The organism is Micromonospora sp. WMMD987 (assembly GCF_029581435.1).
In the GTDB taxonomy this organism is placed as follows: Bacteria; Actinomycetota; Actinomycetes; order Mycobacteriales; family Micromonosporaceae; genus Micromonospora; species Micromonospora rifamycinica.
Genome location: NZ_CP120861.1, coordinates 4,775,525 through 4,788,220, shown reverse-complemented (window position 1 = coordinate 4,788,220; position 12,696 = coordinate 4,775,525). Strand labels below are relative to the sequence as shown.

Below are 12,696 nucleotides of genomic sequence, written 5' to 3'. Positions count from 1 at the left end.
CGGCGCATCCGTTCGGCGTCGTCCGGGCGAACCCCTGGTAATGGTGAGCTACCCGGGGGGTGCGTCTGGTGTTGTCGGATCCGATGCCGGTCGAGGCCGTCGAGACGGCCCGCAAGCGGCTCTCGGCGGCCGCCGAGGACCTCGACGCCAACCTGGTCGCCGCGCTGGTGCTGGAGTCCGCCGCCGACGCCGGGGTGGCGGCGGTCTGGCAGGAGGTCTGCGTGCCGCTACTGGCCGGGCTGCGGGGACGGGACGCCGCCGAGATCGCCGTGGAGCACGCCCTGTCCGAGGGCATCCGGATCGGGCTGGACGTGCACCGGCGCGACCCCGACCGGCGGTTGCGCACCGACGGCGTGCTGCTCGCCGGGGTCGAGCACGAGATGCACTGCCTGGGGCTGCACGCGGTCGCCGCCGCGCTGCGCGAGCAGGGGCGGGGCTGTCTGCACCTCGGGCCGGCCCTGCCCTGGGTGGCGCTGGGCTCCGCGGTGCTGCGGGCCCGGCCGCGGGTGGTGGTGGTCTGGTCGCAGACGCCGGTCACCGGCCGCGCGTACCGGCTGGTCCGCTTCGGCCGGGACTTCCCGGGGGTACGCGTGTACGCCGCCGGACCGGGGTGGATCGAGCCCTTCCCGCCGCCGTCGACCCGGCTGACCAACTTCTCCGCCGCGCTGACCGCGTGCGGTGTCCCGGCCTGAGCCCCGGCGGCCACCGCCCCCGGTGACCCGCGACACATTCGATACGAACCGGTACCGTATCGAAACGTCGACCTCGTAAGGTGAGCACCGTTACGAGTCTTCCCCGTTCCGTATTACCCGGGACGGGTGAACCGGGGGGAGCACCGGACCCATGCAACCGAACGAGAACACCGGACACCCGAGACGATGGGCGATCCTCGGCGTGCTGGTGATCAGCCTGCTCGTCGTCGTCCTCGACAACACCATCCTCAACGTCGCCCTGCGTACCCTGGCCGACCCGGTGCACGGCCTCGGGGCCAGCCAGGGCGAACTGGAATGGGCGGTCAACTCCTACACCCTGGTCTTCGCCGGCCTGCTGTTCACCTTCGGGGTGCTCGGTGACCGGGTCGGCCGCCGCCGGTTCCTGCTCGTCGGCCTGGTGCTGTTCGGCCTGTCGTCGCTGCTGTCCGCGTACGCGCAGAACCCCGGCCAGCTCATCGCGGCCCGGGCGCTGATGGGCGTCGGCGGCGCGGCGATCATGCCGGTCACCCTGTCGATCATCTCGAACGTCTTCGACCCCCGGGAACGGGGCCGCGCCATCGGCGTCTGGGCCGGGGCGGTCGGCCTGGCGGTGGCGGTCGGCCCGATCCTCGGCGGGGTGCTGCTGGAGCACTTCTGGTGGGGCTCGGTCTTCCTGATCAACGTGCCGGTGGTGGCGGTCGGCGTGGTGCTGGTGACCCTGCTGGTGCCCGAGTCGCGCGACCCCCGGCCCGGCCGGGTCGACGTGCTCGGCGTGCTGCTGTCGGTCGTCGGGCTGGTCGCGCTGACCTACGGCATCATCGACGGCGGTGAGCACGGCTTCGGTCGGCCGACGGTGTGGGCCGCCGTCGTCGGCGGGGCGGCGGTGCTCGCCTGGTTCGTCGCCCACGAACGGCGCAGCGACCACCCGTCGCTGGACGTCCGGCTGTTCCGGGTGCCCCGGTTCGCCGCCCCGGTGGCGATCGTCGGCCTGGTCTTCTTCGCCGCCATGGGCGTGATGTTCTTCAGCTCCTTCTACATGCAGCTGGTGCGGGGCTACAGCCCGCTGGAGACCGGCCTGTGCTTCCTGCCGTTCGCCGCCGCCCAACTGGTCTTCGCGCCGCGCAGCGCCACCATGGTGCGCCGCTACGGTGGCCGGTCGGTCGCCGCGGTCGGCCTGGTGCTGACCGCCGTGGCACTGGCCGCGTTCGCCTTCATCGACGCCGACACGCCGCTGTGGGTGGTGCTGGTGTCCTTCTTCCTCCAGGGTGTCGGGATGGCCAACATCATGCCGCCGGCCACCGAGTCGATCATGTCGGCGCTGCCCCGGGAGAAGGCCGGCGTCGGCTCGGCGGTGAGCAACACGATCCGCCAGATCGCCGGGGCGCTGGGCGTGGCCGTGCTCGGTTCGGTGCTCTCCGCGGTCTACCGGCAGGACATCGCCGCGGCCGTCGACGGCCTGCCCGCCCCGGCCCGGGACGCGGCCACCGAGTCGGTCTCCGGGGCGTACGCGGCGGCGGCGCAGCTCGGCCCGGCGGCGCCCCGGCTGATCACCGCGGCCAACGACGCCTTCATCTCCGCGATGCACTGGGCGGCGGCGATCTCCACGGTGGTGGCCGCCCTCGGCCTCATCATCGTGCTGCGCTGGATGCCGGGGCGGCCCGCCACCGCCACCACCGTGACGCCGGTGGAAGAGCGGGAACTGGCCGGGACCACCTAGGTTCGACGAGGATGACTGACATGAACACCACCGCTGACGCTCCGCGGTCGCCCGGGCGACCGCGGAGCGCCCGCGCGGACGAGGCCATCATCGAGGCCACCCTCGACCTGCTCGCCGAGGGCAGCACCATCGAGGCGCTGTCGATCGAGGCGATCGCCGCCCGGGCCGGGGTGGGCAAGGCCACCATCTACCGCCGCTGGGCGGGCAAGGAGACCCTGCTGCTGGACGCGCTGCGCCGGCTCAAGGGGGTCGCCGCGCAACCCGCCGGGCAGTCCGTCCGCGACGACCTGGTGCTGCTGGTCGGGGCGGTCGGGCACAACGTCGACCCCCGGGCCGCCCGGATCATGCCCTGCCTGTTGCCCGAGGTGAACCGCAGCCCGGACCACTTCCACCTCTACCAGAACATCATCGAGCCCCGGCGGAAACTGATGCGGGACGTGCTCCGCCGCGGGGTGGCCACCGGTGAGCTGCGGGCCGACCTCGACATCGAGGTGGCGATGGCGCTGTTGACCGGCCCGATGCTGATCCAGCGGCTGCTGCGCTGGCACCCGGAGCTGGACGACCGGATCCTCCCGGAGAAGATCGTCGACGGGGTCCTGGCCGGCCTGCGGGCACGCTGAGCCCCACGCACCGCCGCAGTGTGGCCGGCGGTACGTCGGCGGGGCGGTTGTTCCCGGTCGCCCCCGGCGGTGCCGGCCGGGGACGGCGTGTCCGCCGACCGGCGCGTCGGGGCGGGTCGGTAGGGTGTCGAACACCCGTACTGCCGAGGGGTCGGGGAGGAGGCGGCGTGCGCGTGCTGGGCGTCGACCCGGGACTGACCCGGTGCGGGGTCGGCGTGGTCGAGGGTGTGCCGGGGCGGCCCTGCTCGCTGGTCGCCTACTACGTGGTCTACACCGATCCCGCCGACGACCTGGCGTTGCGCCTGCTGCACCTGGACCGTTCGCTGACCGACCTGGTGGCCGAGCACCGGCCCGACGCGGTCGCCGTCGAGCGGGTGTTCAGCCAGCACAACGTCCGCACCGTGATGGGCACCGCCCAGGCCAGCGGGATCGCCGTGCTGGCCGGGGCGCGGGCCGGTCTGCCGGTGCAGACCTACACGCCGAGCGAGGTCAAGGCCGCGGTGACCGGCTCCGGCCAGGCCGACAAGAAGCAGATGACGGCCATGGTCACCCGGCTGCTGCGGCTGGCCGAGCCGCCCAAACCGGCCGACGCGGCGGACGCCCTGGCCCTGGCCATCTGCCACGTGTGGCGCGGTGGCACCCGGTCCAAGCTGGCCGAGGCCGCCCACCGGGTACGACGAGGAGGAGCGCGATGATCGCCAGCGTGCGCGGCACGGTGACCGCGACCGGTCCGGACCACGCGGTGGTGGAGGTCGGGGGGATCGGCCTGGCCGTGCAGTGCGCCCCGGGCACCCTGGCCGAGCTGCGGGTCGGCCAGCCGGCCCGGCTCGCCACCAGCCTGGTGGTCCGGGAGGACTCGCTCACCCTCTACGGCTTCGCCGACGACGACGCCAAGCAGCTGTTCGAGCTGCTCCAGACGGCCAGCGGCGTCGGCCCCCGGCTGGCCCAGGCGGTGCTGGCCGTGCACACCCCGGACGCGGTTCGCAAGGCCATCGCCAACGCCGACACCGCGGCTCTGACCCGGGTGCCGGGGATCGGCAAGAAGGGTGCCGAGCGGCTGGTCCTGGAGCTGCGCGACCGGATCGGCCCGGTGCCGGTCGGTGCGGACGGCGCGGCCGGGGTGACCGTCGGGGCCTGGCCGGACCAGGTCCGCCAGGCGTTGGTCGGGCTCGGCTGGACCGCCGGGCAGGCCGACCAGGCGGTGGCCGCGGTGGCCGAGACGGTGGACGGTCCCACTCCGCCGGTGCCGGTCCTGCTCAAGCAGGCCATCCGACTGCTCGGCCGGACCCGGTGACCGGCGTGGCACGGCGGGCGCGGTCGCGACCGGGGTGTGCGGCATGACCGGCGACGGCCTGGTCTCGGCGTACGCCGACGACGCCGAACGGGACGCCGAGGTCAGCGTCCGGCCGAAGCGGCTCGACGAGTTCATCGCCCAGCACCGGGTCCGCGACCAGCTCGACCTGCTGTTGCAGGGCGCGATGCGGCGCGGCGCCCCGCCCGACCACATCCTCCTGTCGGGTCCACCCGGCCTCGGGAAGACCACCCTGGCCAACATCGTGGCCGCCGAGCTGGGCTCCGGCATCCGGGTGACCAGCGGGCCGGTGATCGAGCGCTCGGGCGATCTGGCCGCCATCCTGACCAGCCTGGCCGAGGGCGACGTGCTGTTCATCGACGAGATCCACCGGATCGCCAAGCCGGCGGAGGAGCTGCTCTACAGCGCGATGGAGGACTTCCGGGTCGACGTGATCGTCGGCAAGGGGCCCGGTGCCACCGCGATCCCGCTGGACGTCGAGCCGTTCACCCTGGTCGGCGCGACCACCCGGTCGGGCCTGCTGACCGGCCCGATGCGGGACCGGTTCGGCTTCGTCGCGCACCTCGACTTCTACTCCCCGGCCGACCTGGAGGCGTTGCTGCACCGTTCGGCGCGCATCCTGGGGGTGCCGATCACCCCGGACGGGGCGGTGGAGATCGCCGGCCGGTCCCGGGGCACGCCCCGGATCGCCAACCGGCTGCTGCGCCGGGTGCGGGACTACGCCGAGGTCCGGGCCGAGGGGGTGGTCACCCTGGAGACCGCCCGCGCCGCGCTGACCGTGTACGACGTGGACGCCCTGGGGCTGGACCGGCTGGACCGGGCGGTGCTGACCGCGCTGGTCGACTCGTTCCGGGGCGGTCCGGTGGGCCTGTCCACCCTGGCGGTGGCGGTGGGGGAGCAGCCGGACACGGTGGAGGAGGTCTGCGAGCCGTTCCTGGTGCGGGCCGGACTGCTGGCGCGTACCCCGCGGGGACGGGTGGCCACCGAGGCCGCCTGGCGGCACCTCGGCCGCACGCCGCCAAATGGTACATTTGGCATGGAAGCTCCCGCTGTACCTGATCTGTTCTCGAACGCGCCCGATCCACCGTGATCTGAACGTGATCTGCACCGCATTCGGCGTTCCCAGGTGCAGGGATTAGACTCGCCGCGGTCTGTACAGGATGTGAATATCCGCCTCCGCTCCGGCGCCTACGCGCCGTGACGGGGGCCAATGGGAAGGTCGCACACCGTGCTTTACGCAGCACAGTCCGGCGGAGGCGCCGGCAGTCTGACGCCGATCCTCATGATCGCCCTGCTCTTCGGGGTCATGTACTTCATGATGATCCGGCCGCAGCAGAAGCGCCGTCGCGAGGCCGAGGCCATGCAGTCCGCGCTCGGCCCCGGTGACGAGGTGGTCACCATCGGCGGGCTCTACGGCACGGTGGTGGGCGTCGAGGACGACACCGTGCTGCTGGAGGTGGCCCCCGGCGTGCAGACCCGTTACGCCCGTCCGGCCATCGCCCGGGTGGTCACCCGGGCCGAGCGGCCGGAGGCCGACGAGCCGGTCATCGAGGACGCGGAAACCGTCAAGGAGTGAGCGCCCCGCCCCGTCCCGCACCGGGCGGGCGGGACGGGACAACTGGATAGGTGGGCCGGTCCCCGAGGGCCGGCACGCGCCCCGTCCGCCCGACGCCCCACGTCGGCGGCGGTACGCCGTGTCGCCGGGCGGGAGCGGTCCGCGCAGAGCGCGTCGGAGTGGCAACCCCGCCCCGACCCCGTCGCCGCTGCACCGGCGGCGCGACCGTTACAGGGAGACAGACAGCCGTGGCACCACCTCAGGGACAGATGCGCCCCGGGCGGCAGCTCGCCGTGCTCGGGTTCATCTTCGTCGTCCTCTATTCCTTGGTGTTCTTCTCCGGCGGCGCCAGCGGCGGCTGGAAGGACCGGCTGGAGCCCCGGCTCGGGCTGGACCTGATCGGCGGCACCCGGCTGACGCTGGAGGCTACCAACAGCCTCGACGGCAAACCCCCGACGTCGGCCAACCTGGAGGAGGCCCGGCAGATCATCGAGAGCCGGGTCAACGCCTACGGGGTGGCCGAGGCCGAGGTGGTCACCGAGGGCAACCGGAACATCGTCATCTCCCTGCCCGGTGAGAACCGCGACCTGACCGACGTCGGCAGTGCCGCGGAGCTGCGCTTCCGCAAGGTGCTCAAGGCCGCCGACGGCAGCGGCGCGGTCGCCGCCCCGGCGACCCCGACGCCGACCCCGTCCGGCAGCGCCGCGCCCAGCCCGTCGGGTAGCGCCTCGCCGAAGGCCTCCGGCAGCGCCTCACCGAAGGTGACCGGTTCGCCGAGCGCCGGTGGGCAGGGCGGCGGCGCCCCCGCGCCGAGCGCCACCCCGTCCGGGTCGGCCTCGCCGAGCGCCCCGGCCGCCTCGCCCAGCGCCAGCGAGGCCCCGGTGCCGCAGAGCATCGAGGAGCAGCGCAAGGCCGTCGAGAAGAAGGTCGGCGCGGCGGCCTGGGCCGCCGCGAGCGGGCTCCAGGCCCCGGCCGACCTGGCCACCAACCCGGCCCTGGCGGAGACGTTCAAGCCGTTCGGCGCGCTCTCCCCGCAGGAGGTCGCGGTACTGACCCCGCAGATGCAGTTCAACGTGCCGACCATCACCTGCGCCCAGCTCGACAAGCGGCCCCCCGCGTCGATCAAGGACGAGAAGCAGCAGGCGGTCGCCTGTGAGGGTGGCGCGGCGAAGTACCTGCTCGACCAGGCCAAGGTGGTCGGCACCGACGTCAAGGACGCCAACGCGGTCCTCGACCAGGCCAGCACCTGGGTGGTCAGCCTGAACTTCACCGGCGACGGCCAGTCCAAGTGGACCGAGCTGACCCGGGAGGCGTTCAACAACACCGGCGGCGGCTGCGACCAGACGGCCCTGGGCCAGGACGGCAAGTGCCGGGTGGCCGTGGTGCTGGACAACGAGATCGTCTCCTCGCCCGAGATCCAGGGCGTGCTCACCGGCGACTCGCAGATCACCGGCAGCTTCGACAACACCTCGGCGAACGCGCTGGCCAGCCAGCTGCGCTACGGCGCGCTGCCGGTCACCTTCGTGCCGCAGGAGCAGCAGAACGTCACCGCGACGCTGGGCGACAGCCACCTGCGGGCCGGCCTGCTGGCCGCCGGCATCGGCATGCTGCTGGTCATCGTCTACTCGTTCTTCTACTACCGGCTGCTCGGCTCGGTCATCTTCCTGAGCCTGGTGCTCTCCGCGCTGCTGGTCTTCGGGGCGCTGGTGGTGCTCGGCCGGTCGATCGGCTTCACCCTCACCCTCGCCGGCATCGCCGGCATGATCGTCTCGCTCGGTGTGGCGGCGGACTCGTTCGTCATCTACTTCGAACGGCTCAAGGACGAGATCCGGGAGGGGCGCAGCCCACGCAGCGCGGTGCCCCGGGCCTGGATCCGGGCCCGTCGGACGATCATCTCGGCCAACGCCATCACCCTGATGTCCGCCGTGGTCCTCTACATCGTCTCGGTCGGCACGGTGAAGGGCTTCGCCTTCGCCCTCGGCCTGGCGACCGTGCTCGACCTGGTGGTCGTCTTCCTCTTCCGGCACCCGATCATGACGATGTTCGCCCGGACCCCGGCCTTCCTGTCGCCCCGGGTCAGCGGCCTCGGTCGGGCACTGCCGCCCCGTACGGCCGAATCGGGCACCGCCCGCAACCCGCGCGTCAAGGAGGCCTGAGATGGCTAAGAGTGGTCTGGCGTCCCGGCTCTACCGGGGCGAGGCCGGTCTCAACATCGTCGGCCGGCGCAAGCTCTGGTTCACCGTCGCCGGGGTGCTGGTGTTGATCGCCGTGCTCAGCTTCGCGGTGCGCGGTTTCAGCCTGGGCATCGAGTTCGCCGGTGGCAACTCGTTCCAGGTGCCGGCCAGCGTCGGCACCCTGGAGCAGACCGAGGACAAGGTCAACGACGCGCTGGCCGCCGAGGGCGACGGCGCCGAGGTGGTGACCGCGCAGAAGGTCGGCAGCACCAGCGGCGAGTACTACGAGCTGCGCACCTCGCAGCTCACCGCCGAGCAGGCCAACGCGGTCAAGGCCAAGATGGCTCAGGAGTTCGGCATCAACGCCGACCAGATCAGCGGCAGCCAGGTCAGTGAGGCGTGGGGCAGCCAGGTGACCTCCCGGGCGCTGCTCGGTCTGGTCATCTTCGTCCTGGTGGTGGCGGTCTACCTGGTGCTGCGGTTCGAGTGGCGGATGGCGGTCGCCGCGATCATCTCGCTGTTCATGAACCTGATCCTCACCGCCGGCATCTACTCGCTGGTCGGCTTCGAGGTCACCCCGTCGACGATCATCGGGTTCCTCACCATCCTGGGCTTCGCGCTCTACGACGTGGTGGTGGTCTTCGACAAGGTCCAGGAGAACACCCGGGGCATCACCGCCAACAACAACCAGACCTACGGCGAGGCGGCCAACCTGGCGCTCAACCAGAGCCTGATGCGGTCGTTGAACACCTCGGTGGTCGCCCTGCTCCCGGTCGGCGGCCTGCTCTTCATCGGTGCCGGCCTGCTCGGCGCGGGCACCCTGAAGGACCTCGGCCTGGTGCTGTTCGTCGGTATGGCGATGGCGTTCCTGACCTCGATCCTGCTCTCCACCCCGCTGCTGGTGATGCTCAAGAACCAGGACCCGCGGATCGACGCGCACACCAAGCGGGTGCTGGCCCGCCGGGGCGCCATCGCCCGGGGCGAGATCACCCCGCGCGGTGCGGCCCGGCAGGCCGCCGCCGACGAGGCCACCGACGAGCCGATCGACCCGGAGGCGGCGGCCCTGGCCGGCAGCGCCCCCAAGGTCGGCGCCCGCCCGGCGGCCAAGCGGTCGGCCGGTGCGCGGGGCGGCCGTCCCGCCGGGGGCGGCGGCAACCGGCCCGGTGGCGCGAAGCGGCGCTGACCGGAGGGCGACCCGCCCCACGTCGAGTCGACGGCGTCCGCCATGCTGTGCGAGCAGCGTGACGGACGCCGTCGTCGTACCGAAGGAGAGCCGACCACCGTGACGGAGACCCACAGCACCGGGGTACGGGGAGACAGTGGCCCGGAGATGGCCCGGCTGGTCGCCAGCCGGGTGCTGGACGTGCCGGACTTCCCCAAGCCCGGGGTGATGTTCAAGGACCTGATGCCGCTGTTCGCCGACGGGGACGTGTTCCGCGAGGTGATCGACGGGATCATCGGGTACCACGGGCGGGACGGCTTCGACATCGTGGTCGGCATCGAGGCGCGCGGTTTCGTGATCGCCGCCGCGATCGCGTACGCCACCGGGTTGGGCGTGGTGCCGGTGCGCAAGGCGGGCAAGCTACCCCGGCCGGCGTACTCGGCCTCGTACGCTCTGGAGTACGGCGAGGCGACGCTGGAGGTGCACCAGGACGCCTTCACCGCCGGGCACCGGGTGCTGGTGGTCGACGACGTGCTGGCCACCGGCGGCACCGCCGAGGCGACCCTCGACCTGGTGGAGCGGGCCGGTGGCACGGTGGCCGGTTTCACCGTACTGCTGGAGTTGGGTTTCCTGGCCGGGCGGCAGCGGCTCGCCGGGCGTCCGGTCCACGCCCTGCTGACCGTTTGATTCCCGCTCGTCCCGGCGACCGGAGACCGACCGTCCGGCGGAGCAGCAGGGCACCTACCGTGCGGGTAGCATTGCCCATTGCTGACCGGGTGGTCACCCTTCCGGGCGGCGGATCTGGACGCCGGTCGCGGGCCGGCGGCAGGGCCACCGGCCCGACAGGGCCGGCGGGAACACACCGGCCCGACGGCCGGTTCGGCAAGACAGGCGTCGGTCGTACGGCCGACGTGGTCCCGGCGATCGGTGAGGAGGCCGGTGTCTCACGATGTCGTCCCTCCGGTGGAGGGCACGGTGCACCCGACAGGCGAGGCTGACGGCGCGGTGACCGATCGGCAGAACGATTCACCGACCGCCCCCGCGGGGTCCGGCGAGGCCGCCGGTGCCGCGCCCGACGGTGTGGTCCCGGGGGCGTCGTTCGACGACGACCCGTCGCCGAGCGCGGGTTTCGCGCTGTCCAACGCGCCGACCGGGCGGCGGGTCCGCGCCCGGTTGGCCCGGTTCAACGCACCCTGGCAGAGTTCCCAGGTCAGCGAGGTGCTCGAACCGCTGATCGCCAGCCACCGGGAGAACCACCCGAAGGCGGACGCCCGGCTGCTCCAGCGGGCCTTCGACACCGCCGCGCGCTGGCACTCCGGCCAGTACCGCAAGTCCGGCGACCCGTACATCACCCATCCCCTGGCGGTGGCGACCATCCTGGGCAACCTGGGGATGGACACCACCACGCTGGTGGCGGCGCTGCTGCACGACACGATCGAGGACACCGAGTACACCCTCGACCAGATGCGGGCCGACTTCGGCCCCGAGGTCACCCTGCTCGTCGACGGCGTGACGAAGCTGGACAAGGTCAAGCTGGGCGACGCGGCCAAGGCCGAGACCATCCGGAAGATGGTCGTGGCGATGGCGAAGGACCCCCGGGTCCTGGTGATCAAGCTGGCCGACCGGCTGCACAACATGCGCACGCTGTCCTTCCTGCCGGCCCCGAAGCGGGAGCAGAAGGCCAAGGAGACGCTGGAGATCCTGGCCCCGCTGGCCCACCGGCTCGGCATGAACACCATCAAGTGGGAGCTGGAGGACCTGGCCTTCGGCACCCTGTTCCCCAAGCGGTACGAGGAGATCCTGCGGCTGATCGGGGAGCACCAGCCGCAGCGGGAGTCGCTGCTCAAGCAGGTCACCCAGAAGGTCGGCACGGACCTGAAGGCCGCCAAGATCAAGGCGGAGACGACCGGTCGGCCGAAGCACCTCTACTCGATCTACCAGAAGATGATCGTGCGGGGGCGGGACTTCAACGACATCTACGACCTGGTCGGGGTGCGGATCCTGGTCGACACGGTGCGGGACTGCTACGCGGCGCTGGGGGTCATCCACGCCAACTGGCAGCCGGTGCCGGGCCGGTTCAAGGACTACATCGCGATGCCCAAGTTCAACATGTACCAGTCGTTGCACACGACGGTCATCGGGCCCACCGGCAAGCCGGTGGAGATGCAGATCCGCACCTACGCGATGCACCGCACCGCCGAGTTCGGCATCGCCGCGCACTGGAAGTACAAGGAGCACAAGGGCACCCAGATCGTCGGCCCGCCGGCGCACATCGACGAGATGACCTGGCTGCGGCAGCTGCTGGACTGGCAGCGGGAGGCGGCCGACCCGAGCGAGTTCCTCGACGCGTTGCGGTTCGACCTGTCCAGCCAGGAGGTGTACGTCTTCACCCCCAAGGGGGACGTCATCCCGTTGCCGACCGGCTCGACGCCGGTGGACTTCGCGTACGCGGTGCACACCGAGGTGGGGCACAAGTGCATCGGGGCGCGGGTCAACGGCAAGCTGGTGCCGTTGGAGTCGACGCTGTCCAACGGCGACGTGATCGAGATCTTCACCTCGAAGTCCGACACGGCCGGCCCGACGCAGGACTGGCTGAGTTTCGTCAAGAGCCCGCGGGCGCGTACCAAGATCCGCCAGTACTTCAACAAGGAGCGGCGGGAGGAGGCGATCGAGGCCGGCAAGGACTCGATCGTCAAGGCGATGCGCAAGCAGGGCATGCCGTTGCAGCGGATGCTCACCTCCGACGCGTTGATGGCGATCGCCCGGGACCTGCACCTCGCCGACGTCGCCTCGCTCTACGCGGCGGTCGGCGACAGCCAGGTGTCGGCGCAGTCGGTGGTGCAGAAGCTGATGGCCGCGTACGGCGGCGAGGAGGGCGCGGCGGAGGACATCGCCGAGACCGCCGTCGCCACCCGTCCCCCGCACAGCCGGCAGAACAGCAGCGACCCCGGGGTGGTGGTGCGGGGCGTCAGCGACGTCTGGATCAAGCTGGCCCGGTGCTGCACGCCGGTGCCCCCGGACTCGGTCTTCGGGTTCGTCACCCGCTCCGGCGGGGTCAGCGTGCACCGGGACGACTGTGCCAACGCCGAGGACCTGCGCGCCCAGGTCGAGCGGGTGGTGGAGGTCAGCTGGAAGCTCACCTCCGCCTCGACGTTCCTGGTGGCCATCCAGGTGGAGGCCCTCGACCGGCACAAGCTGCTGGCCGACGTCACCCGGGTGCTCTCCGAGGAACGGGTCAACATCCTGTCGGCGACGGTCACCACCACCCGGGACCGGGTGGCGGTGAGCCGGTTCAGCTTCGAGATGGCCGACCCGAAGCACCTGGGGCACCTGCTGGCCGCCGTCCGCAAGGTCGACGGGGTGTTCGACGCCTACCGGGTCACCTCCGGCGCCTGACGACCGTCGGGCGGCCCACGCCCGGCGGCACGGACAGCCGCCGGGTGGCACGGAAAGCGGACCGCACA

At 72.1% G+C, this 12,696-nt stretch carries 11 protein-coding genes; all 11 read left to right on the top strand.

The annotated features are described in order from the left end of the window. Window positions 1-68: 68 nt before the first annotated feature. Window positions 69-692 (top strand): transcriptional regulator, encoded by a 624-nt coding sequence (locus O7612_RS20095; protein ID WP_282266485.1) that lies wholly within the window; start codon window positions 69-71, stop codon window positions 690-692. 151 nt (window positions 693-843) lie between these two features. Further along, window positions 844-2,409, top strand: a complete 1,566-nt coding sequence (locus O7612_RS20090) for an MFS transporter (protein WP_282266483.1) — start codon at window positions 844-846, stop codon at window positions 2,407-2,409. Window positions 2,410-2,420: 11 nt separating this feature from the next. Further along, window positions 2,421-3,029: a TetR/AcrR family transcriptional regulator gene (locus tag O7612_RS20085; RefSeq protein ID WP_282266481.1), complete on the top strand. Its 609-nt coding sequence runs from the start codon at window positions 2,421-2,423 to the stop codon at window positions 3,027-3,029. Window positions 3,030-3,196: 167 nt separating this feature from the next. Beyond that, a complete protein-coding gene (gene ruvC, locus O7612_RS20080) occupies window positions 3,197-3,724 on the top strand; it encodes a crossover junction endodeoxyribonuclease RuvC (RefSeq protein WP_282266479.1) in 528 nt (175 codons plus the stop codon). Next, window positions 3,721-4,323: a Holliday junction branch migration protein RuvA gene (ruvA, locus tag O7612_RS20075; RefSeq protein WP_282266476.1), complete on the top strand. Its 603-nt coding sequence runs from the start codon at window positions 3,721-3,723 to the stop codon at window positions 4,321-4,323. Before ruvC ends, ruvA begins: the two co-directional genes overlap by 4 nt. A gap of 43 nt (window positions 4,324-4,366) precedes the next feature. Next, window positions 4,367-5,431: a Holliday junction branch migration DNA helicase RuvB gene (gene ruvB, locus O7612_RS20070; protein WP_282266474.1), complete on the top strand. Its 1,065-nt coding sequence runs from the start codon at window positions 4,367-4,369 to the stop codon at window positions 5,429-5,431. Window positions 5,432-5,569: 138 nt separating this feature from the next. Continuing rightward, the gene (yajC, locus tag O7612_RS20065; protein WP_282266472.1) at window positions 5,570-5,917 is read left to right on the top strand and encodes a preprotein translocase subunit YajC; all 348 of its coding nucleotides are present in this window, start codon (window positions 5,570-5,572) and stop codon (window positions 5,915-5,917) included. Between the two features lie 227 nt (window positions 5,918-6,144). Next, on the top strand, window positions 6,145-8,052 hold the full coding sequence (gene secD, locus O7612_RS20060) for a protein translocase subunit SecD (protein ID WP_282266470.1): 1,908 nt from the start codon (window positions 6,145-6,147) through the stop codon (window positions 8,050-8,052). 1 nt (window position 8,053) lies between these two features. Then, on the top strand, window positions 8,054-9,253 hold the full coding sequence (gene secF, locus O7612_RS20055; protein WP_282266468.1) for a protein translocase subunit SecF: 1,200 nt from the start codon (window positions 8,054-8,056) through the stop codon (window positions 9,251-9,253). 99 nt (window positions 9,254-9,352) lie between these two features. After that, on the top strand, window positions 9,353-9,919 hold the full coding sequence (locus O7612_RS20050; RefSeq protein WP_282266466.1) for an adenine phosphoribosyltransferase: 567 nt from the start codon (window positions 9,353-9,355) through the stop codon (window positions 9,917-9,919). Between the two features lie 276 nt (window positions 9,920-10,195). Continuing rightward, window positions 10,196-12,628, top strand: coding sequence for a bifunctional (p)ppGpp synthetase/guanosine-3',5'-bis(diphosphate) 3'-pyrophosphohydrolase (locus O7612_RS20045; protein ID WP_282273967.1), 2,433 nt, complete (start codon window positions 10,196-10,198; stop codon window positions 12,626-12,628). Window positions 12,629-12,696 lie beyond the last annotated feature (68 nt).